We start from the raw sequence: 22547 nt of genomic DNA, 5'->3' as shown, positions 1-22547 counted from the left end.
CCATTTCAGAGCATAAAAAAACCGCCTTCGTGTATCAGGCGGTTTTTTAGTTCTGAGAACCGGTTAAACCAGTTGCTCCATGGTCTGCAAAATCCGTTTATCCGAAATCGGATACGGCGTGCCCAGTTGCTGAGCGAAATAGCTGACGCGCAGCTCTTCAATCATCCAGCGTATTTCTTTCACCTCATCACTTTGCTGACGCACCGGCGGCAGTTTGTTGAACCACTGCTGCCATTGCTGCCGGATGTTTTCCACTTTCAGCATCTGCGCGCGGTCGCGATGCGGATCCATCGCCAGTTTGTCCATCCGGCGTTCAATCGCCTGCAAATAGCGCAGCGTATCCGGCAGACGTTTCCAGCCATTTTGCGTCACGAAACCGCGATAAATCAGGCCGGACATCTGGGTTTTGATATCTGAAAGCGCCAGCGCCATGTTGATATCAATCCGTCCTTTCAGCCGTTTATTGATGCTGAAAACGGTCGTCAGAATTTGCTCCACCTGAATCGCAATCTGCACCACCGTATCATTCAGGTTGGCGCGCACGTGCTCATGCAGTTTTGCGAAATCTTCTTCACGCCACACCAGCCCGCCGGACTCCGCAATCAGTTTGTCGATGCCGCAGGAAATGCAGTCGTCAATCAGATCCAGCACTTTACCATAGGGGTTAAAATACAGCCCCAGCTTGGCTTTGTTCGGCAACTTCTCATGCAGGTATTTGACCGGTGAAGGAATGTTCAGCAGCAGCAGACGTCGCATTCCGCTGAGCATTGCCTGTTGCTGTTCCAGTTCACTGTCAAACAGGCGGATCGCTACGCTGTCTTTCTCATCCACAATCGCCGGATAAGCTTTTACTTCATAGCCGCCGCGCTTTTGTTCGTAGCGTTCCGGTAAGGTACCAAAGCTCCAGACATGCAGATCGCGTTGTTCGATACCGTCATCAGCCACCGCAGAAAGCGTTTGCTGAACCTGCTCTTTCAGGCCAGATTTCAGCGCGGCCAGGTCTTTGCCCTCACGCAGCGTTTTGTTTTTATCATCGACAATGCGGAATGTCATTTTGAGATGATCGGGCACCTGATCCCACTGCCAGTCTTCGCGTGACACCGTCACGCCACTCATCTTACGCAGTTCCTTTTCCATCGCATCCAGCAACGGCATCTCGAACGGTTTGATGCGCCCGAGCAAGGCATCCGCGTAATTTGGCGCAGGCACAAAATTGCGGCGAACGGGTTTTGGCAGCGATTTAATCAGCGCCATGATCAGATCACGACGAATGCCCGGGATCTGCCAGTCAAAACCTTCTTCACTCACCTGATTGAGCAGCGGTAAAGGAATATGTACCGTTACGCCGTCAGCATCGGTACCCGGCTCAAACTGATAGGTCACGCGCAGTTTGAGATTGCCCTGATGCCAGAAATTCGGGTAATCGTGAGCGCTGATATTGCCCGCGCCCTCTTTGATCAGCATGCTTTTTTCAAAGTTCAGGCTGTCCTGCGGCTGCGTTTTCCACCAGGTATCAAAATGACGCGCCGACACCACTTCCTGCCCGATGCGTTGTTCATAGAACAGGAACAGGGTTTCGTCATCAACCAGAATATCGCGGCGACGGGATTTGTGTTCCAGTTCTTCGACCTCGGTGCGCAGACGCAGGTTAGCGCGGAAGAACGCATGACGGGTCTGCCAGTCGCCTTCCACCAGCGCATGCCGGATAAACAGTTCCCGTGACACGACCGGATCAATCGTGCCGTAATTCACCCTGCGTGCCGCCACAATCGGCAGGCCGTACAGCGTGACTTTTTCCGTCGCCATCACCGCGCCCTGGGCTTTTTCCCAGTGCGGCTCGCTGTAACTGCTTTTCGCCAGATGCTGAGCCAGCGGCTCGATCCATTCCGGTTCGATACGCGCGGCAATACGCCCCCACAGGCGGCTGGTTTCCACCAGTTCGGCGACCATCACCCATTTCGGCGGTTTTTTGAATAATCCGGAGCCAGGGAACACCGCAAAACGGGCATTGCGTGCACCGGTATATTCCTGCTTATCGGCATCTTTCTGGCCGATATGCGACAGCAAACCGGTCAGCAATGCGCAATGAACTTCGCGGTATTCAGCCGGCAGGCTGTTCACCGGCAGCCCCAGTTCTTTCACTACCTGACGCAACTGGGTGTAAATGTCCTGCCACTCGCGCACGCGCAAATAGTTGAGGAAATCGCTGCGGCACAATTTGCGGAACTGTGCAGAAGACAGCGCTTTCTGCTGCACCTGCAGGTGATCCCACAGGTTTACGAATGCCAGGAAATCAGAGTCTTTGTCGGCAAAGCGACGATGTTTTTCATCGGACGCCTGCTGTTTTTCCATCGGACGCTCGCGCGGATCCTGAATCGACAGCGCGGCGGTAATGATCATCACTTCACGTACGCAGCCGTTTTTCTGTGCTTCCAGCACCATGCGCGCCAGACGCGGATCCACCGGCAACTGCGCCAACTGACGACCGAGCGGTGTCAGCGTATAGCGACCATCGACGGCGTTATTAATGGCGTTCAGCTCTTCCAGCAGGCGGACGCCATCCTGAATATTGCGTTTGTCCGGCGCCTCAACAAACGGGAATGCAGCGATATCACCCAGCCCCAGCGAGGTCATTTGTAAAATGACGGAAGCCAGATTGGTGCGCAGAATTTCAGGGTCGGTAAATTCCGGGCGCGAGAGGAAATCCTGCTCCGAATACAGGCGGATACAGATACCTTCGGAAACACGTCCGCAGCGGCCTTTACGCTGGTTAGCCGACGCCTGCGAAACCGGTTCGATCGGCAGGCGCTGCACTTTGGTGCGGAAACTGTAGCGGCTGATACGCGCGGTGCCGGGATCAATGACATATTTGATACCCGGCACGGTCAGTGAAGTTTCGGCGACGTTGGTCGCCAGCACGATACGGCGACCGGAGTGCGACTGGAATACGCGGTTCTGCTCGCTGTTCGACAGCCGCGCATACAGCGGCAAAATCTCGGTGTGAGGCAAATCCAGACGGTTCAGCGCATCGGCGGTATCACGAATTTCACGCTCACCGCTCATGAAGATCAAAATGTCGCCCATGCTTTCGCGACCGAGTTCATCGACCGCATCGAAAATCGCCTGCAACTGGTCACGATCCACATCATCTGCGTCATCCACAATCGGGCGATAACGCACGTCAACCGGATACGTCCGGCCGGAAACTTCAATGATCGGTGCATGATTAAAATGACGCGAGAACCGCTGCGGATCGATAGTCGCCGAGGTAATAATGACTTTCAGATCGGGGCGTTTTGGCAGCAACTGACGCAGGTAACCGAGGATAAAGTCGATATTCAGGCTGCGTTCATGCGCTTCATCGATGATCAGCGTGTCGTACTGCATCAGCATGCGATCCTGCTGGATCTCCGCCAGCAAGATACCGTCGGTCATGAGCTTAACGAGGGTGTTTTCACTGACCTGATCGTTAAAGCGAACTTTATAACCGACCGTGTTACCCAGCGTGGTATCCAGCTCATCGGCAATACGGTTGGCCACAGTACGCGCCGCCAGACGTCGCGGCTGAGTATGACCAATCACGCCTTTAATCCCGCGACCGAGTTCCATACAGATTTTCGGGATCTGTGTGGTTTTACCGGAGCCGGTTTCACCTGCGACAATCACTACCTGGTGATCGCGGATAGCGTTATAGATGTCTTCTTTCTTCTGGCTGACCGGCAGGTTTTCCGGATAGCTGATTTTTGGCCGTGAGGCTTCACGGGCACTGACTTTCTTCAGGCTCTCGTTGATGGCGGTCTGGATTTCAGCACTTAACGCGTCGAGTGCTTCAGGTTTATCAATCTTTCTGGCACCCTGCAAACGGCGTTGCAGGCGTTGCCGGTCACGTAGCATCAGCCCGTCTAACTGCGCTGATAATGCCGCGAGCGGTGATTTCACGTTCACAATTCCTTGTTGCATGTCAGCCGGAGAGCAAAACGTCTGCGCCAGCTGAATCTGAATGGGTGATGAGGAAGGTTTAAGCCTTGCCTGCTTGTGTCTATGTTAACACAAGGTATTGAACATGCTGAAAACGGGTGATTACGCCGCAGGATTAAAGTTGTTCAAAAAAATCGATGATAGGTCTCTAAATATTGCGCTATCACTGAATAAGCTTTGTGAATAAAGTAAGTTCCATTCGGGGGACGTTCTGGTTATAAAAAACCATTCCCTATGTATCACACAGTTAAGGAACTCACTAATGAGCAAAGTACTCGTTCTGAAATCAAGCATTCTGGCTAACTTCTCTCAGTCAAACCAACTGGCCGATTACCTGATTGCACAGTATCAGTCTGCAAACAGCGGTTCTGCCGTGACAGTTCGTGACCTGGCGGCTAACCCAGTCCCTGTATTAGATGGCGAACTGGTTGGCGCACTGCGTCCTTCCGATGCTCCGCTGACGCCACGTCAGGAAGAAGCACTGGCGCTGTCTAACACCCTGATTGACGAACTGCAGGCGCATGACGTGATTGTTATCGCTGCACCCATGTACAACTTCAACATCCCGACTCAGCTGAAAACGTATTTCGACCTGGTTGCCCGTGCTGGCGTGACGTTCAAATACACCGAGAAAGGCCCTGAAGGCCTGGTGAAAGGTAAACGCGTTATCGTTCTGACCAGCCGTGGTGGTATTCATAAAGACACCCCAAGCGACCTGGTTGCCCCATACCTGTCTCTGTTCCTGGGCTTCCTGGGGATGAGCGACGTAGAATTCGTTTACGCGGAAGGTATTGCTTACGGTCCTGAAGTGGCGACCAAAGCACAGACTGATGCGAAAGCAGCAATCGATGCCGCCATCAAAGAACTGGCTGCTGCATAATTATCGTTATCACAATCTGAGCACCCATTCACTTAAGAATCTGTCCGTTCCGCTCAGATGATGTTGTGATAAAGCTATTGCGCGCTGAAAGGCGCGCTTTTTTTTGCCTGCGATCCTCTGCTTACTTCTGCAACCACTGTCCGTTGATGCCCCGCACATATTCGCCCTTTCCGGCACGGGCGACCAGTTTTTGCCCGGCCAGTCTGGCGACATCGTCGGTACTGACGTTATTGTCCTGCGCCACCTGTGCGTATTGCTGCTGGCGGGCATCATTGATTTTTGACACCAGCGCGACGCTCTCCGCATCCTGTTTCAGCGGTGCCAGATAGCCGGACAGCGTTTCGCCCACGCGCCCTTGCTGTTTGGCTTCATTGAGCGTTAACGCGAACGCCTGACTGCAAAACAGTAAACCACCCGTCAGTAACATCAGGCTGATTCTCCTGATGCTGTTTTTATTGAAAAATATCGCGGACATAGTGGCCCCTAGAATAAATCGCTTTGATTCTTCAGCAGATTTTCCACGTCTTTATCCACTTTGATATGGATCTCGTGTTCGATTTTCACGTTCATGTTGATGGTGATCGGCTCTTTCGGCGCGGCCAGTTCGATACGCGGCACGCAACCGCTGAGCATCATTACGCAAAGCGCCACGCCCGGGCCGACAACTCGCAATTTCATTGTTCCTTCCTCACTGTTGGATCCTTTTTCTGTCCCGCCGCAGACGGATTTTTTGACAGCGCATCAGCAGGCAAAGACATCTGCTGTTGCAGCCATTCCTGAAGATTGTCGCCAAAACGCAAACTGCGCCAAAGCTGATAGATATTTTCCTCATGGGAATAATTGAGGACGATTTCACGTTTTTCTTTATCGCCACCGTGCGTCGTGTCGGTGTAATTCACACCGTCAACTTTAGCCTTCATGGTCAGCACACCAAGATTATCCAGACTGACCTGCGCATCGGAACGGCTGATTTCCAGATAGCGCAGCAGGCCAATGACCATATTGTTGGCGAAATTGCCGCTGGCCATTGCATCGGCAAATTGCGGGTCGAGGCGCAGCGTCAGGCTGCCATCGTTTCTGATCCAACCGTTATGGATGATCCACTGCGGATTTTCCACATACAGCGGCAACTCACCATAAATCACACCGGACATCGCCAGTTGCTTGGGTTTCAGCGCCGTAAACAGTTCGCTGAGATTGATCTTTTCCAGCTTCAGCACGGCCGCATCATGCTGCGGCATACGCAGCGCCGACAAACTGAGATGACCACGCAATATATCGACGCCCAGATTGCTCAGGGTCAGTGGCGTTTGTTCACTCCACGGATAATGTCCCTGTAAATCGGCCGTCACGTTCTGCATTTTGACCAGATTGTTCACTTCGCCGATACGCAGCGTCACCGGCTTTTTCACGCCGAGCTGCCAGACCTGATCCTGAAGGCGATACGGCAGGCTGAAATCCAGCCCGCTCAGGTCGCCGTCTTGCATCCAGAAGCCCCCGTTTTTCACCACCCAGTGCCCCCCCGCGACAAATCCCTGCCCGCGCGCGGCCGAAAATGCCGACTGCGCGTAGAAGGTGCCTTCACGTAATTTGATGTTCAGATCCGGCGTGAGAAGCGGCTGGAACGCGGTCAGTTGCTGTTTCGGCCACCAGCCTTCCCCGCGCAGACGTTCGCCATCCCAGCGCCCGTTGAGCCGGATCGGGCCGATCGGTTTGGCATCCAGCATCCCGCGCATAATGAAACTGTCCGGGCTGCCACCGCTGAGCTGTAACGTCAGCGTGGCGGGCGGCAGATAGCCGCCGTTCGCCAGCGAAATCTTCTTCGCCACCAGTTTGATGTCCCCTTTAAACGCCGTTGGCTCATCAGGATACTGCGGTTTGAAGCGGGCGGATGGCGGACGTTTCCAGATCAAAGGGTGTTCGAGCGTAAGGCGCGGCGCATCGACATCTGCCAGCCCGTAATGCAGGCGGTCAAAGCCCGTCGAGAGCGAATTAATGCTGATCAGATTGTCGTGCCACTGGCCTTTGCCAGACATGTCCCAGCGGCCGTTCAGTGGCGGCAGATGCCCGTTGCCCCAGTAATTGAAATTCCACAACCCAATGTCCGGCCAGAACGCCAGCGATTTCCCGCTGAGATGCAGATCAAACGCGCCCCAGAAACTGTGACGTGCTTTGAGGATCGCTTGCAACGGCCCGCTCACGCCCTCTGCGGAGACTTTGACCCCCGCCAGTGGCCAGCGCGCATCGCTGATGGTCAGTTCCGGCGTCGGCTTACCCCACGCACGTAACAACGAACCGCTGCGCAATGAAAGCGTCGGGTTAAGCACCGAGCCGCTGAGCTGGCCCGGCAATGACGCACTCAGAGACGTGGTCTGTAAATTTGCCTGACCGGTCAGGCGGAAACCTAAATCGCTGTCGAGTAAACCAATGCGTCCCGGCCCGAGCGTCAGCACCACGTTGGCCTTGCCGTTGTGGCCCTGCGTCAGCACATTCAGCCTTGCGGTAATGTGGGTCTGATCAAACGCCGGTGACCAGTCGCTGAGCGTCAGATTTACGCCCCCTGCCAGGGGTTGTGCGGCATAAGGCCAGCGCCATTGTCCCTGCGTGATCTGTAATTCGTTATTGTTGAGTTTCCATGGCAGCATCGCCAGAGGCTGATCACTGCCCTTTTCGGTCAGCGTCAGAATACCGTCGGTTGCCTGCCAGCTCAGCGTAATATCCAGCGGCTGAGGCACCTGCGCCGTTTGCATTTCGGCGTGCAGTTCGCCGGATTCAGGCAGATGATCGAGATTCGCTGGCAGCAGCAGTTTACCGCTGAGCGTCACCGGCTGCGTACTGCCCGGCGGCGTCAGACTGAATGAACGGATGGCAAGCTGACGGTTACCGTCAAGCACGGCGTCAAGTTTCAGGGCATCGCCATTCACAGAAAGATGTTGTATGCCGTCCAGATTACTGAGCTGCACACTGGCAGCGTAATGCTGCCACGGCGTCACAGAAAACTGGCCGATACTGACGTCACCGGCAGGCAGGAGTTGCTGTATCTCTGCGAGGGAAAGCGTTGACTGACTTTCGCTTTTGGGCAGTTTTGCCAGACAGGCGGTATCGACCGTCAGCGCATCAAGCTTCAGCGCCCATTGGCCGGTGTTATGACTGAGGCGGGCATTTCGCGCCGTCGCGAGCGTGCAGTCCCCGGCCTGATAGCGCAAGCCCGGCAGTTGCAGGACGCCGTGCGACCAGTGCGGAGAACCACTCAGCACCAGTTGGGTTCCGCCCGGCAACCAGTGGCTGGCAACAACGGGCAACCAGCGCGGCACGGTTTTCCATAACACCCACAACAGCAGCGCAATAATCACCACTATACTCAGGAGTATCTGCGCGCTTTTCTTCAGTCCGTTCCTCATGACTTGCCTTGTCTTATGCTTCACTAAATGATCTAAACGCCCGCAAGATATCATAATTAGCGTAACAACTGATGACAGGAATGCCAGAGCACCTGAATCAAATAGCACAGGATAAATTGTCTGCCTTCCTGCGCTCTGCTAGTTTGATGGCATATTGCGAATTGTTTCTGAAACTGTTTATTCCTTATAAAACAGGCGGAAGCCGTTTCGCCAGAGATTCAAACTCACTGCGGAGAAACACCATGAAAGTGGCTGTCTACAGTACTAAAAATTACGACCGGAAATATCTGGAACTGGTCAACGCGCATTATGGCTATGAACTGGAATTTTTCGACTTTCTGCTGACCCCGCAAACAGCGAAAACGGCGGTAGGTGCCGATGCAGTCTGCCTTTTCGTGAATGACGATGGCGGCCGCGAAGTGCTGCAGGAACTGGCCTCTCTGGGCATTAAAACGCTGGCACTGCGTTGTGCAGGCTTTAACAATGTCGATTTAGATGCCGCAAAAGAACTGGGAATTTCGGTGGTGCGCGTACCGGCTTATTCGCCGGAAGCGGTGGCTGAGCATGCAGTGGGAATGATGATGTGTCTTAACCGCCACATCCATCGCGCTTATCAACGCACGCGTGAAGCCAACTTCTCGCTGGAAGGTCTGATCGGTTTTAACATGTATCAGCGCACCGCCGGTATTATCGGTACGGGTAAAATTGGCGTGGCGACGATGCGGATCCTGAAAGGTTTCGGCATGCGCATTCTGGCGTTTGATCCGTATCCCAGCCCGCTGGCCCTCGAACTCGGCGCGGAGTATGTCGACCTGGATACGCTGTATGCCGAATCCGATGTCATTTCGCTGCACTGCCCGCTGACACCGGAAAATCATCATCTGCTTAATGCAGAAGCCTTCTCCAAAATGAAAGACGGTGTGATGATCGTCAACACCAGTCGTGGCGGATTACTGGATGCCACTGCCGCTATCGATGCCCTGAAAAAGCAAAAAATCGGCGCACTGGGCATGGACGTTTACGAGAATGAACGCGATTTATTCTTCGAAGACAATTCTAACGAAGTGATCCTTGATGACGTCTTCCGTCGTCTGTCGTCCTGCCACAACGTGCTGTTCACCGGCCATCAGGCCTTCCTGACCAGCGACGCACTGACCAGCATTTCAGAAACGACGTTGTTGAATATTGATCAGCTGTCGAAAGGTGTGGTCTGCCCGAACCTGCTTTAATCACGTAATCAGCATCATCATTATAAGGCTCACTCCGGTGAGCCTTTTTACTTTCTGCATCTGCGCTGCAACACACTCAGCGGCTCAGCACGCGGCTGATTTCCGGGCCGTAGCCGGTGAGGGTCAGGACATCATCAGCCAGCGTGACCGAGGAAAATGGCAGGCTGCTTTCGCCGTCGACCATACCTTTCAGCGTAATAAAATCAGTATTGTCTACACGGTCATAACCGCCACGGTGATCGTGACCGGCGAAATAGGCGCGAACGTCGTACCGGCACAGCAATTCCACCAGCGTTTCACAATTCCACAGGTTGTGGCTGTTAACCGGTGTCAGCGGATAGTGGCCGAAAACCAGTACCACCTCGCACTGCTCACGCGCCTCAAGCAAGTTTTTCTCAATCCATTCAAGCTGTTTCGGCCCGACCGCACCGTTCCAGGGCTGCGCCTGCGACTGCTGACATTCTGTCAGTTCTTCCAGCATATATTCTGCTAACTGGCGGTCATCGGCATTGGCGTGGTTGCAATACAAACTGACGTCGTTACCGTCGATGACCAGAAAACGATAGCCCGGCAAACTGAACGAATAATAACTTTTCGGTAAACCGATGGCCGGTTTCTGCGCCCCGAGATGCTCGGAAATCACCTGCGCGTCGTGGTTGCCGATCACCGCCGCATGCGGGTGGCGCAGCGCCTCATAACGGGCAAGAACGGCCTGAAAGCTGCTCCAGTCGCGGTCCACCAGATCACCCAGCGTGACCACAAAATCGAGTTTGAGATCATTAAGCTCATTGATGGCGGTGGCCAGTTTATTCAGGCTGTTGCGGTAATAACGGATTTTTTGGGGTTCGGCATCCGCATACTGCGGGTCGGCAATCAGCCCGAAACGCAGCCGTGTGCCAGTGACCAGCGCATCGTGAACGTCCGGCAACTGATAAAATGCACTCACGTTGCCCAGCGCCAGCGCCTGCCGTTCGGATAACAAAGGGGATAAAGTGGTGACGGCCATAACATTCTCCTGTCGGGATCTTAACGGATCCCTGCCCGCATAAAGGATTGAACAAACTGACGCTGAAATATCAGAAATAACACCAGCAGTGGCAACACGGTCATCAGGGTGGCGGCACTGATCAGCGCCCATTGCACGCCCTGCTCCGGCGCGGAAAACAACTGTAGTCCGACCGTCACCGGCCGCACTTTGACGGAATCGGTGATCACTAACGGCCAGAGAAAATCGTTCCAGTGGAAGCTGATGGAAACCAGTGCAAAAGCGACATAAATCGGTTTCGCCAGCGGGATATAGATTTTGCGCAGGATATAAAACCGGCTGGCGCCTTCCACAATGGCGGCTTCTTCCAGCACCAGCGGAATACTTTTAAACGTCTGGCGCAGCAGGAAAATGGCAAACGCCGAGGCAAAATACGGCAGCGCGATGCCCGCCAGCGTGTCACGCAACCCGAGCGCGCCAATGGTTTTGTAGTTGTTCAGGATCAGCACATCGGGGCTTATCATCAGTTGCAGCAAAATGAGCGCGAAGATAAAGCCTGCCCCTTTCAGTTTAAACCGCACCAGCGCGTAAGCCGCCAGGGTCGCCAGAATCAGCTGGCACACCACAATCATCATCACCAGCAAAGTAGTGTTCATGAAGTAGCGCGCGAAAGGTGCCGCCTGCCAGGCGTTGATGAAATTCTGAAAAGTCAGCGGCGCAAACAGCGAAAAACTGCCCTGCACTGACGCCGGATGAATCGCCACCCAGACCGCGACCAGCACCGGTAAAAACCACAGTAACGCCGCCAGCCAGATGGCGAGATTCAGGATCAGGCGGCTGAAAGAAAACGGTTTCACTGATAATGCGCCCTTTTATCCAGCAGGTTGAATTTAATCAGCGCGATGACAGCGAGGATCACCAGTAACACGACGGTCATTGCCGACGCAGCCGGTAAATCCCAGTAACTGAACGCCGTGCGGTAGATGTAAAACAGCAGCAAACTGGTGCTGTTGTTCGGCCCGCCATTGGTCATCGCAATCACCTGATCGACAATCCTGAATGCATTCATCGAGGCGTTGATCAGCACGAATAATGTGGTTGGCATCAGCAGCGGCCACTGTACCCGGCGGAAGAAATAGCGCCGTGATGCCCCTTCGATTTCTGCCGCTTCGGCCAGCTGCGGGTCGATTTGCTGTAATGCGGCAAGGTAGAAAATCATGAAGAACCCGGCCTCGCGCCAGACTGAAACTGCCATCAGGCTGTAGAGTGCCGTGCCCGGTTCACCCAGCCAGTTGACCGCAGGTAGCGAAAAGAGCGCCAGCATTTTGTTGAGCAAACCGAGTTGCGGCGTATAGAAAAATAGCCACAGATTGGCAATCGCCACCATCGGCAGCAGCGAAGGAATAAAGAAAGCGGCGCGGGTCAGCGCATTGCCGCGCAGACGGCGGTTGACCGCCAGCGCCATCAGCAGCGCAAGGGCAACCGACAGCGGGATGGTGATAAGGGCGTAGAGCAGATTGTTGCGTAACGACAACATAAACACGTCGTCGTCCAGCAGCGCACGGTAGTTATCCAGCCCGACAAACTGCGGCGGATGCCCGCTGCGGGCAGCGCTGAACAGGCTTTCCCACACCGTTGCCAGCGCCGGATAGTGGGTAAACAGCAGCAGAAAACCCAGCGCGGGCAGCAGCAACAGATAGCCGTAAAGTTGTAATGACAACCCGCGTGTGCGGGTGGCCGGAAGAACCGCGTGAAATGTGCTCATGCTGTTCCTTTCGCGCTTACTGATACGGTTTCAGCAGGCGGTCAGCCTGTTTCTGCGCCGAACTCAGCGCGTCTGCCGGCGTTTTTGCCTGTGTGACCGCAGCTTCAATCGCGTGGTTCATCAGTTCCTGAATTTGCACACTGTTATAGGTCGAGAGTTCCGGCTGCGAATATTTCAGTTGTTCGCGGGCCACCAGCGCCTGCGGCACCTGTTTCACATAATCCTGCATGACCGGGGTTTCCCACGCAGCAGGCGATGTCGCGACATAACCGGTGGCGATACTCCAGCGCGCCGCCTGTTCAGGGGCAGAAACCCAGCGGATAAATTCCAGTGCCGCTTTCTGTTGTTCCGGCGTGGTGTTTTTGAAGACGTAAAGATTACCGCCGCCGGTCGGGCTACCACGCTGCGTTTTCTCCGGCAGCATCGCCACACCAAACGGGAATTTCGCGTTCTCACGCACGGTCGTCAGGTTGCCGGTCGTCGTGACCATCATCGCCGTTTTGCCGTCGATAAAGTCCTGCGGAGTGGTGCCCCAGGCGATGGTGCCCTTCGGTGACACCGCTTCTTTCTGCGACAGATCGGTCAGCCATTGCAGGGCTTCCACATTGGCGGGTGTGTCAAATGTCACTGCCGTGCCTTTGCCATTATCCAGATGGCTGCCGTTGGTGGCCGCAATCCCCTGGAAATTCCAGTAACCGTTCGGCGTGGACGGGATTTCAATGCCCCACTGCTTCACTTCAGAACCGTCACGCACCACCAGTTTTTTGCCGAAATCGACCACCTGCTGCCAGCTGGCAGGCGGCGTGTCGCCATTAAGACCCGCCTTCTCAAACGCCTGTTTGTTCCAGTACAACACCACCGTCGAACGCTGAAACGGAATGCTCCAGACTTTGCCCTGAATGTGGCGGATAAAGGCCGGATAGAAGCCGTCGATCCATTTTTTACCGTCTGCGTCATTCGCCAGATCGCTGACCGGCAAAATCGCGCCCGCGTCGATCAGGGAATACGCTTCAATATCGCCGATCACCGCAATTTGCGGGGCATTGCCGCCACGAAACGCCGTCAGCGCTTTGGTGACGGTGGTGGCGTAATCACCGGTATACACCGGCTGAATGCTGATATCAGGATGTGTTTTCTGGAAATCTTCTACCAGCGTATCCACCGTATGACTGATTTTCCCGCCGACAGCAATCGGGTAATACATTTGTAATTTCACCGGATCTGCCGCAAAAGCAGAGGTGCAGGAGATGAGCAGAACGGCGGTAGCGAGACGTGAAAAACGGTGAACAGATGACATAGTTTTCCCTTCGGCAATAGGCGTTGTATGAGTCAATAAAAGTGAATAACGGCAAAAAATGACAACTACACAGCAACTCTGTGATCTGACGGTAAACAGGATTGCTCAGCGTGGAAGCAGCGTTTTCCGTCTGCTGTAATGAAAAAATATTGTGCGCCCGTGGTCCATTGCAGACCGACCCTCTGACCATCAGCAAAGCGTTTCATGCCCGCGACTTTCACGGTCATTAGCTCGGGATATCCGGCAAGTGCGCAGGCCACCAGGGTGTCCGCCCCCATGTATTCATGGCTGACCACCCGGGCGGTCAGGCTGGCGTGTTCAGGCGAAATCAGCTGAATATCTTCGGCGCGCAGGCCGAGACTCAGGGCGTTTTCGTTGAGGTTTTCCACCACCGGCAGCGGCGTACCGGCGAGATAGTGATGCTGCCCGCGGCGTTCGAGCGGCAGAATATTCATTGGCGGCGCACCGATAAATTGCGCGGCAAAAATGCTGGTCGGGTTGTTATAAAGGTTATCCGGGGTGTCGTGTTGCTCGATGCGGCCATCGTTGAGCAAAATGATTTTGTCCGCCATGCTCATCGCTTCGGTCTGATCGTGCGTGACATACAATAAGGTCAGGCCGAGCTTCTTCTGAATTGCACGGATTTCGCGGCGCATACTCTGGCGCAGTTTGGCGTCGAGATTGGAAAGCGGTTCGTCCATCAGGCACAGCCTGTTGTTGGCAATCACCGCCCGGCCCAGCGCCACGCGCTGTTGCTGACCGCCGGAAAGCTGCGAAGGTAAGCGGTCGAGCAGCGGCTCCAGTTCCATCAGCCTGCTGACGTCCGCCAGCCGCGATGCAAAATGACGCTTGTCTTCGCCACGCGCACGCAGGCCGAAAAGCAGATTTTCGCGCACATTCATGTGCGGGAATAACGCGTAAGACTGAAACACCATCGACAGTTTACGCTGCGAGGGTGCCAGCGACGTGACATCGGATTGCTGAAAATACAACGTACCGCTTTCCGCCGTTTCCAGCCCGGCGATGGTGCGTAATAACGTCGATTTTCCGCAGCCGGAAGGACCGAGCAAGGCAATAAAATCACCCTCTTCCACATCAAAACTGATGTCATTGAGGGCCACTTTCGTCCCCCAGGATTTCCGGATGTGATGCAGTGATAGGTAGCTCATGCCGCTGTAAGTCTCTCTGACCGATGATGGGCATAACCTATCGGGCTAAAATGACGCTTTTATGATCGGGAGATGACGGGATAAAGACGGACAAGGTTTTAAGTCCCATTCATTCACGCTATAATACGCCAACAAATATCGCATAAGTCAGTTGAATATATCGACATGGCGAATGCCAAAGGAATATTTCTCAGGAGAGAAGATGAAGAAGTCACTGTTTGTTCTGGCCGCCGCGATGACCCTGGGGGCGTGCAGCATGAATCAGAATACCGCCGTTAAACAGACCGATTTGCAGCATCACCGTTTTGAGTTGCTGAGCGTCGATGGTCAGACGGTTCCTGCCGCGCAAGGGCGCATTCCGGACATTGAGTTCGGCTCAAACATGCACGTTTCGGGAAAAATGTGTAATAACTTCATGGGTCAGGGCCAGTTGCAAAACAACGTGCTGACCGTGAAAGGACTGGCATCCACCATGATGATGTGCCCGGATGAAAACCTGAATAAGTGGGATCACGTGATCAGCGATGTGCTTAATAACGGCGCGGCGCTGACCTTGCAGGAAAACAAACTGACCCTGACACAAGGTAAACACCAGTTGATTTATCGTCTGAAAGACCGGATGTAAATTTATTGCCACGTTAACTGCAAAAACGCCAGACGACTGTCTGGCGTTTATCAGGCTTTACACACACCCTGCATCAAAGCACTTTCCGAGCACTGACGACCATTAGCCATCGAACACATACCGACGCGGCTGCCATCAAGTTGCGGCGCCATCCGTAATTGCCCGCCCGCCATAGAACAGGCTGCATACGCCGGGCTATCCATATTAACGGTACGTTGCCCGATATTAACGCTGTTGCCTTTTTGTGGAACGTCAGCCGAATCGTCGTGGCTGCTGCATGCGGCTAACACCAGCACACCGGCGGCCAGTAACACGCGAAACGCAGTGATCATCTGTCCTGCTCCTGAATATGACGGGGATTTTTTTGCGAATCGCCATCATATCCGACGTTTTTCGCCTGCGTCGAGCCTTTCGGCAAAATAACATCAACTTTTTCCTAAAATAATCTCAAATTTAAACACTCAGACACATTTTATTTCGGCCGGTTATTTCTTTAACGCATAAAACCAACAGTAATTAACCGCTTTTCCCGCTGCATTCGCGGAAAAATATAATGATAAGGCGCTTATATGCTGACTGAATTTGTCGAAAGATATTCATTAATCATCACGCGCGCGCCCTTCACGCCCCTATTTAGCCGCTGTCCCAAACCGGCTTCTGCACGACAGCTAATAATAATCCCAGCGCCTCGGGTTATTCAGTAACCGCTTAAAATATCAGCCGAAATAGCCCTGCACACAATCAGGATAAATCGATTAATCCGCCCTCTGCTAAGCTTTTAACATTCCCGCCAGCAACCGACTTTTCCGCTGGCTGCCATTGTGAGCAGAGCAAAAAAGGTATTCCATGATCACCACTGATGGTAATAATGCAGTCGCTTCCGTGGCTTATCGTACCAACGAAGTGATTGCTATCTACCCGATCACCCCCAGTTCAACCATGGCCGAAATTGCCGGTGCCTGGTCAGGCGAAGGGAAGAAAAATTTGTGGGGCGATGTCCCGACGGTAATGGAAATGCAGTCGGAAGCCGGTGCGATTTCCACCGTGCATGGCGCGTTGCAGACCGGCGCACTGTCGACCTCGTTCACCTCGTCTCAGGGTCTGTTGCTGATGATCCCGACGCTGTACAAGCTGGCCGGTGAACTGACGCCGTTCGTGCTGCATGTCGCTGCGCGCACCGTAGCCACCCACGCGCTGTCCATTTTTGGCGATCATTCGGATGTGATGGCCGTACGCCAGACCGGTTGCGCCCTGCTCTCTGCCGCCAGCGTGCAGGAAGCGCAGGATTTCGCGCTGATTTCTCAGGTTGCCAGTCTCAACAGCCGCGTGCCGTTCATTCATTTCTTCGACGGTTTCCGGACCTCGCACGAAATCAACAAAATTGCCCCGCTCAGTGATGACACGCTCCAGCAGATGTTGCCGCAGGCGCAGATTGACGCGCATCGCGCCCGTGCTCTGTCGCCGGACCATCCGGTGATCCGCGGCACCTCCGCCAACCCGGACACTTATTTCCAGTCCCGCGAAGCCACCAATCCGTATTACAACGCCACCTGCCAGCATGTCATTGATGCGATGAATGCTTTTGCCGTCCTGACCGGCCGTGAATATAAGCCGTTCGAATATGTTGGCGATCCGCAAGCCGAACGGGTGATTGTGCTGATGGGTTCCGGCATCGGCACCGCCGAAGAAGTGATTGAAACCCTGAATGCCCGTGGCGAAAAAGTCGGCGTACTGAAGGTCCGGCTGTACCGTCCGTTCAGCGCCGGACATTTGCTGTCCGTGCTGCCACAAAGTGTGAAAAGCATCGCGGTGATGGATCGCACCAAAGAGCCGGGCGCGCTGGCTGAACCGTTATACCTCGACGTGATGACCGCGCTGGCCGAAGCCTATTCCCGTGGCGAACGCGATTCACTGCCAAAAGTGAGCGGCGGCCGTTACGGATTATCCTCGAAAGAATTCGGGCCGGATTGCGTGCTGTCGGTGTTCCGCGAACTGTCGCTCAGCCAGCCGCGTCCGCGCTTTACCGTCGGCATTTATGACGACGTCACCGGCCTTTCCCTGCCGGTGGTGGAAGAAGCGTTGCCGCAGCACGCGTCGCTCGAAGCCCTGTTTTACGGGCTGGGCAGTGACGGTTCGGTGTCGGCCACCAAAAACAATATCAAGATCATCGGTAACAGCACGCCGATGTATGCGCAGGGTTATTTTGTCTACGACTCCAAAAAGGCCGGTGGCCTGACGGTGTCGCATCTGCGTGTCAGTGAAAAGCCGATCAAATCTGCTTATCTGGTGAGTCAGGCGCATTTCGTTGCCTGTCATCAGTGGCAGTTTATCGACCTGTATCAGATGGCAGAACGTCTGCGTGCTGGCGGGATTTTCCTGCTCAATACGCCGTTCAGCGCTGATGAAGTCTGGGTGCGTTTACCGCTGGAAGTGCAGGCGACACTTATCCAGCGCGAAGCCCGTTTCTATGTGATTAACGCTGCCAAAATTGCCCGCGAATGCAAACTCGGCGCGCGCATTAACACCGTCATGCAGATGGCGTTCTTCCACCTGACGCAGATCCTGCCGGGCGAACAGGCGCTCGCCGAATTGCAGGGCGCGATTGCCCGCAGTTACCGCAGCAAAGGCGAAGAGATCGTCACCCGCAACTGGATGGCGCTGGCCGCTACGCTGGAAGAACTGGTCTCCGTGCCGCTGCAGGCTATTCCGGAAAATCCGCGCAAACGCCCGCCGATTGTTTCCGATGCGGCACCGGATTTCGTCAAAACTGTCACCGCTACCATGCTGGCCGGTCTTGGCGATGCCCTGCCAGTTTCCGCGTTCCCGCCGGACGGCACCTGGCCGACCGGCACCACGCAATGGGAAAAACGCAACATTGCCGAAGAAGTGCCGATCTGGAAACCGGATTTGTGTACCCAGTGCAATCATTGCGTCGCCGCCTGTCCGCACTCGGCGATCCGCGCCAAAGTGGTTCAGCCGGAATTTATGGCAGATGCGCCGTCTGCCCTGCAATCGCTGGATGTGAAATCCCGCGACATGCGCGGTCAGAAGTACGTGTTGCAGGTCGCACCGGAAGACTGCACCGGCTGTAATCTGTGCGTTGAAGTGTGTCCGGCGAAAGACCGTCAGGATCCGTCCATCAAGGCCATTAATATGGCGGATCGCATCGAACATCTGGAAGAAGAACGCGCCAATTACGATTTCTTCCTCAAACTGCCGGAGATTGATAAAACCACGCTGGAACGCATTGATATCCGCACGTCTCAGCTGATCACCCCGCTGTTTGAGTATTCCGGTGCCTGCTCCGGGTGTGGCGAAACGCCTTACATCAAACTGCTGACCCAGCTTTATGGCGACCGTTTGCTGATCGCCAATGCCACCGGCTGTTCTTCTATCTATGGCGGTAATCTGCCTTCAACGCCGTACACCACTAACGCCGAAGGTCGCGGTCCGGCATGGGCAAATTCACTGTTTGAAGACAACGCCGAGTTCGGGCTGGGCTTTCGTCTGACGGTGGATCAGCACCGCCGCCGCGTGCTGCGTCTGGTTGCATCGCTGGCGGAACATATTCCGGCGGACGTCCTCGGTGGCCTGCGCAATGACACGTCCACGCCTGAAGTGAAACGCGGGCATGTCACGGCGCTGCGTAAAATTCTGGCAGACATCGACACGCCGGATGCGCGTCAGTTAGCCACCGATGCCGATTATCTGGTGGATAAATCCATCTGGCTGATTGGCGGTGACGGCTGGGCGTATGACATTGGTTTCGGCGGACTGGATCACGTCTTAAGCCTGACCGAAAACGTCAACGTGCTGGTGCTCGATACCCAGTGTTATTCCAACACCGGCGGACAGCAGTCGAAAGCGACTCCGCTCGGTGCAGTCACGAAATTCGCAGAACAGGGAAAACGCAAATCACGCAAAGACCTGGGAGTGAGCATGATGATGTACGGTCATGTGTATGTGGCGCAGATTTCACTCGGCGCGCAGCTTAACCAGACCGTCAAAGCCATTCAGGAAGCCGAAGCTTATCCGGGGCCGTCGCTGATTATCGCGTACAGCCCGTGTGAGGAACACGGCTATGATCTGGCGCTCAGTCACGACCAGATGAAACAACTGACTACCACCGGTTTCTGGCCACTGTACCGCTTCGATCCGCGTCGTGTCGAAGAAGGCAAACCGGCACTGGCCCTCGATTCAAGACCGCCTTCCAGCGGGCTGACCGATACGCTCAATAATGAACAACGGTTCAGAAGACTGAACTCCCAACAGCCGGAAGTAGCAGAGATGTTGTATGCGGCGGCAGAGAAAGAGTTACAGGCTAAATATGACTTTTTAGCCATGCTGGCGGGGAAGAAGACCGAGCCGGAGTCTTGAGTTTTTAAACTGTGAGTTGAGAAAAAAACGCGGTCGGCTCCCTCCCCTGCGAAGGGGAGGGTTGGGGTGGGGTATCACAGACAAATCAAAAAGTTAACCTGTGCTTTGACGGCCGTTTTGTCTGCTAAACTCCCTCCCGACCTCCCCCTTCGCAGGGGGAGGAGCAAACAAGCGACCTCACTAAACTAACCGGTATTCCACCCGATATTCCCCCGATCCCACCTCAGCGGTGTATCCCTGTGCACAGCGCACAAAATCAATCCCGTCCGCTTCCTGCACAGATTGACCGTCCGTCAGGACCACGGTGGCGGAGGTATTTGCCGGAACCGTGACGTTAAGGAAGACGGTCTGACCGCTGACTTCCCAGCGTACGCCAATCGCACCATAGATTGACTGATAGCGGGTATCGAGCCAGCTCAGGCCGCCGCCGGTCTGCGGTTTGATGATGACGTGTTTGAATCCGGGCTGTTCCTCATCAGCTTCAATCCCTGCCGCCACGCGGTAGAGCCATTCCCCCACCGCGCCGTAAGCGTAGTGATTGAAGGAATTCATGTCCGCGCTCCACATGCTGCCGTCCGGTTTAATGCCGTCCCAGTGTTCCCAGACAGTGGTGGCACCGGCTTTCACCTGATACAGCCACGAAGGGAAATCCTCTTTCAGCAGTAAATTCCAGGCTTCTTTAGTACGGCCATTCTGGCTGAGTGCGTGACAGAAATACGGCGTGCCGACGAAGCCGGTCACCAGATGCCCGTCGTGCTCGTTGAGCAATTCAACCAGCGTATCGGTGGTGCGCTGGCGGAATTCGTCAGGGACCAGATTGAAGTACAGTGCCAGAATATGCGCGGTTTGCGTTCTGGCCGCCAGACGACCCGATGGCGTAAAGAACTCCTCCTGAAAACGACGGACAATCGCCTGATGCAAGGCAGTGTAATGTTGATAGTCTTCAGTACGATTCAGCGCTTTGGCGGCTTTGGCGAACAATTGCGTGGAATAAGCGTAATACGCCGTGCAGGTCAGGTCGTTTGGGGTAGCACCGAAATAACTGCCCTCTTTGGCATCCAGCGCCACCCAGTCACCAAACTGTAATTTGTAATGCCAGATGTAATTTTCCGCATGCGCGGTCATGAAATCAATCCAGCCTTTCATGCTGGCATACTGGTTTTCCAGCACGTTGGTATCGCCATACATCAGGTACATTGTCCACGGGTTGATCACCGCGGCATCCGCCCAGGCCGAGGCAGAATGGGTTCCGCCTTCAGACAACAGGCGGTCCTTGCCACAGTAACCGGTCAGGATATCCGGGATAACGTGCGGTACACCACCTTCAGCCGTCTGGTCATAACGAAGATCGGTCAGCCATTTGGCGAAGAAATTGCGGGTTTGCATCAGATAACTCGCCGTACGGCAAAAAATCTGCGCATCCCCCGTCCAGCCAAGCCGCTCGTCACGTTGCGGGCAGTCCGTCGGCACGTCGACAAAGTTACCTTTCAGCCCCCACAGAATATTGTGGTGTAACTGATTCAGATCCGGGTTTGAACAGGCGAAAGACCCGGTCTGCTCCATATCGGAATGCAAAACAATGGCGGTGAAGTTATTCAGATCCAACTGCGCCGGATATTCCTCAACCTTCACAAAGCGGAAACCTTGCCAGGTAAAGTGCGGATGCCAGGTTTCTGCCCCTTTACCTTTGAGCACATATTCAGTGCGTTGTCGGGCAGAACGCAGATTATCGAGATACACATTGCCCTCTGCGTCCAGCACTTCAAAGTGGCGTAACACGACTTTATCGCCCGCCTTGCCGCTGACCGTAAACTCTACCCAGCCACTGAGATTCTGGCCAAAATCAATGACTGTGTCGCCTTGCGGCGTGGTGAGCAGCGCAACAGGCTTAATTTCTCCCATTTTCCTGACCCTGTTGCTTCCCTGCGCCACCAGTGTGGATTTTTCATGCATCGCCAGACTGACCGGACGCCATCCCTTCTCTGCGAAACCTTTCACGCACCAGCCGGGGATTTCCCTGCGCGCATCGTAAGTTTCGCCGTCATAGATTTCTGAAAACAGAATGGCGGAATCCTGTCCTTTCCAGCTTTCATCGCTGACCACAATTTCATGCGAGCCATCGTTATAATTAATGACCAGTTGGGAAATAAGCGCGCTCCGTTCACCATAATAATTGCGATGACGGCTGAAGCCCATATCGCCTTTGTACCAGCCCGCACCGACAATAGCGCCAATAACGTTTTCGCCTTTTTCCAGATGTCCCGTCACATCATAAGTCTGATAAAGTAAATGATGGTGATAACTCGTCCAGCCGGGCGTCAGGGCATCTTCTCCGACTTTATGACCGTTGAGATGTAATTCATAAAGTCCGAGTGCACTGACATGAATAAAGGCAGACTGAATATCTTCCGCACGGTTCAGAACAAAAGGTTTTCGCAATAATGTTGCACCGGAATTGTCTTTATCTGCCGACGTTTCGGCGGTAATAAAATCAGCCAGCCATTCATGGCTATACAGCACGCCGGAAATCATCTCCGCAGGTGAACTCCAGGCGCTGGTTTCGTCATAATTATCACGTATCTGTACACGGATAAAATAATGCTGCGAGGATGTGAGCATTAATTCCGTCAGGGAAACATTATTTGAACATTCGCTTTCCTGCCATTCGCCGCGAAGCAGGATATTATCAAAATTCTGATCCTGGCTTATCTGGATCCGGTAAGCAGTTTGCCGGACATTTCTGTTATGGCTTTCAATTTCCCAACCTAATACAGGCAGTTCCTGCACACCGTGCAATGCAGATTCCTGATTTACTGTAAGTCTGATCACTGCGAGCATAAT

At 54.3% G+C, this 22547-nt stretch carries 15 protein-coding genes; 4 read left to right on the top strand and 11 right to left on the bottom strand.

Features of this window, described 5'->3' with window-relative positions:
* Positions 1–63: 63 nt before the first annotated feature.
* On the bottom strand, positions 64–3939 hold the full coding sequence (hrpA, locus tag LC431_RS21500) for an ATP-dependent RNA helicase HrpA (protein ID WP_112152481.1): 3876 nt from the start codon (positions 3937–3939) through the stop codon (positions 64–66).
* Positions 3940–4240: 301 nt separating this feature from the next.
* Between hrpA and LC431_RS21495 the strand changes: the two genes are divergently transcribed.
* Complete coding sequence (locus LC431_RS21495) at positions 4241–4858, top strand: FMN-dependent NADH-azoreductase (protein WP_013575404.1); 618 nt, start codon at positions 4241–4243, stop codon at positions 4856–4858.
* Positions 4859–4979: 121 nt separating this feature from the next.
* On the opposite strand, the gene LC431_RS21490 is transcribed toward LC431_RS21495, so the two are convergent.
* The 3 genes from LC431_RS21490 to LC431_RS21480 are packed head-to-tail and all read right to left on the bottom strand — an operon-like array spanning position 4980 to position 8259.
* On the bottom strand, positions 4980–5333 hold the full coding sequence (locus LC431_RS21490; RefSeq protein ID WP_217216571.1) for a YdbL family protein: 354 nt from the start codon (positions 5331–5333) through the stop codon (positions 4980–4982).
* Between the two features lie 8 nt (positions 5334–5341).
* Positions 5342–5536: a YnbE family lipoprotein gene (locus LC431_RS21485; protein ID WP_013575402.1), complete on the bottom strand. Its 195-nt coding sequence runs from the start codon at positions 5534–5536 to the stop codon at positions 5342–5344.
* On the bottom strand, positions 5533–8259 hold the full coding sequence (locus tag LC431_RS21480; RefSeq protein ID WP_217243673.1) for a YdbH family protein: 2727 nt from the start codon (positions 8257–8259) through the stop codon (positions 5533–5535). The genes LC431_RS21485 and LC431_RS21480 overlap by 4 nt, the downstream gene beginning before the upstream one ends.
* Before the next feature lie 242 nt (positions 8260–8501).
* On the opposite strand from LC431_RS21480, the gene LC431_RS21475 reads away from it, so the two are divergent.
* Positions 8502–9488, top strand: coding sequence for a 2-hydroxyacid dehydrogenase (locus LC431_RS21475; RefSeq protein WP_013575400.1), 987 nt, complete (start codon positions 8502–8504; stop codon positions 9486–9488).
* Between the two features lie 76 nt (positions 9489–9564).
* Here the strand turns inward: LC431_RS21475 and LC431_RS21470 are convergent, their stop codons facing one another.
* From LC431_RS21470 to LC431_RS21450, 5 genes are all read right to left on the bottom strand, one after another.
* Positions 9565–10494 (bottom strand): metallophosphoesterase, encoded by a 930-nt coding sequence (locus tag LC431_RS21470; protein WP_166860265.1) that lies wholly within the window; start codon positions 10492–10494, stop codon positions 9565–9567.
* A gap of 20 nt (positions 10495–10514) precedes the next feature.
* Positions 10515–11330: a carbohydrate ABC transporter permease gene (locus tag LC431_RS21465; RefSeq protein ID WP_013575398.1), complete on the bottom strand. Its 816-nt coding sequence runs from the start codon at positions 11328–11330 to the stop codon at positions 10515–10517.
* Positions 11327–12238, bottom strand: a complete 912-nt coding sequence (locus LC431_RS21460) for a carbohydrate ABC transporter permease (RefSeq protein ID WP_112198605.1) — start codon at positions 12236–12238, stop codon at positions 11327–11329. The genes LC431_RS21465 and LC431_RS21460 overlap by 4 nt, the downstream gene beginning before the upstream one ends.
* A 16-nt stretch (positions 12239–12254) precedes the next feature.
* Positions 12255–13535, bottom strand: a complete 1281-nt coding sequence (locus tag LC431_RS21455; protein ID WP_112152478.1) for an ABC transporter substrate-binding protein — start codon at positions 13533–13535, stop codon at positions 12255–12257.
* Positions 13536–13600: 65 nt separating this feature from the next.
* Positions 13601–14704: an ABC transporter ATP-binding protein gene (locus LC431_RS21450; protein ID WP_013575395.1), complete on the bottom strand. Its 1104-nt coding sequence runs from the start codon at positions 14702–14704 to the stop codon at positions 13601–13603.
* Between the two features lie 202 nt (positions 14705–14906).
* Here LC431_RS21450 and hslJ point away from each other — a divergent pair, with 202 nt between their 5' ends.
* Positions 14907–15329: a heat shock protein HslJ gene (gene hslJ / locus LC431_RS21445; protein ID WP_112198606.1), complete on the top strand. Its 423-nt coding sequence runs from the start codon at positions 14907–14909 to the stop codon at positions 15327–15329.
* Between the two features lie 50 nt (positions 15330–15379).
* Here the strand turns inward: hslJ and LC431_RS21440 are convergent, their stop codons facing one another.
* Positions 15380–15661 carry a DUF333 domain-containing protein gene (locus LC431_RS21440; protein ID WP_013575393.1) on the bottom strand — a complete coding sequence of 94 codons (282 nt, stop codon included), beginning with the start codon at positions 15659–15661 and terminating at the stop codon, positions 15380–15382.
* Positions 15662–16175: 514 nt separating this feature from the next.
* Here LC431_RS21440 and nifJ point away from each other — a divergent pair.
* Positions 16176–19706 (top strand): pyruvate:ferredoxin (flavodoxin) oxidoreductase, encoded by a 3531-nt coding sequence (gene nifJ / locus LC431_RS21435; protein ID WP_223510319.1) that lies wholly within the window; start codon positions 16176–16178, stop codon positions 19704–19706.
* A gap of 180 nt (positions 19707–19886) precedes the next feature.
* On the opposite strand, the gene LC431_RS21430 is transcribed toward nifJ, so the two are convergent.
* Positions 19887–22544, bottom strand: coding sequence for a glycoside hydrolase family 78 protein (locus LC431_RS21430; protein WP_223510318.1), 2658 nt, complete (start codon positions 22542–22544; stop codon positions 19887–19889).
* Positions 22545–22547: the final 3 nt, after the last annotated feature.

This window comes from Rahnella sp. GSA61A (assembly GCF_019969905.1).
In the GTDB taxonomy this organism is placed as follows: domain Bacteria; phylum Pseudomonadota; class Gammaproteobacteria; order Enterobacterales; family Enterobacteriaceae; genus Rahnella; species Rahnella aceris.
This window is presented reverse-complemented; position numbering and strand designations above follow the sequence as displayed.

Coding starts and splice junctions, on each gene's coding strand:
- LC431_RS21495 (WP_013575404.1), top strand. CDS start 4,241: ATGAGCAAAGTACTCGTTCTGAAATCAAGCATTCTGGCTAACTTCTCT.
- LC431_RS21490 (WP_217216571.1), bottom strand. CDS start 5,333: ATGTCCGCGATATTTTTCAATAAAAACAGCATCAGGAGAATCAGCCTG.
- LC431_RS21485 (WP_013575402.1), bottom strand. CDS start 5,536: ATGAAATTGCGAGTTGTCGGCCCGGGCGTGGCGCTTTGCGTAATGATG.
- LC431_RS21480 (WP_217243673.1), bottom strand. CDS start 8,259: ATGAGGAACGGACTGAAGAAAAGCGCGCAGATACTCCTGAGTATAGTG.
- LC431_RS21475 (WP_013575400.1), top strand. CDS start 8,502: ATGAAAGTGGCTGTCTACAGTACTAAAAATTACGACCGGAAATATCTG.
- LC431_RS21470 (WP_166860265.1), bottom strand. CDS start 10,494: ATGGCCGTCACCACTTTATCCCCTTTGTTATCCGAACGGCAGGCGCTG.
- LC431_RS21460 (WP_112198605.1), bottom strand. CDS start 12,238: ATGAGCACATTTCACGCGGTTCTTCCGGCCACCCGCACACGCGGGTTG.
- LC431_RS21455 (WP_112152478.1), bottom strand. CDS start 13,535: ATGTCATCTGTTCACCGTTTTTCACGTCTCGCTACCGCCGTTCTGCTC.
- LC431_RS21450 (WP_013575395.1), bottom strand. CDS start 14,704: ATGAGCTACCTATCACTGCATCACATCCGGAAATCCTGGGGGACGAAA.
- hslJ (WP_112198606.1), top strand. CDS start 14,907: ATGAAGAAGTCACTGTTTGTTCTGGCCGCCGCGATGACCCTGGGGGCG.
- LC431_RS21440 (WP_013575393.1), bottom strand. CDS start 15,661: ATGATCACTGCGTTTCGCGTGTTACTGGCCGCCGGTGTGCTGGTGTTA.
- nifJ (WP_223510319.1), top strand. CDS start 16,176: ATGATCACCACTGATGGTAATAATGCAGTCGCTTCCGTGGCTTATCGT.
- LC431_RS21430 (WP_223510318.1), bottom strand. CDS start 22,544: ATGCTCGCAGTGATCAGACTTACAGTAAATCAGGAATCTGCATTGCAC.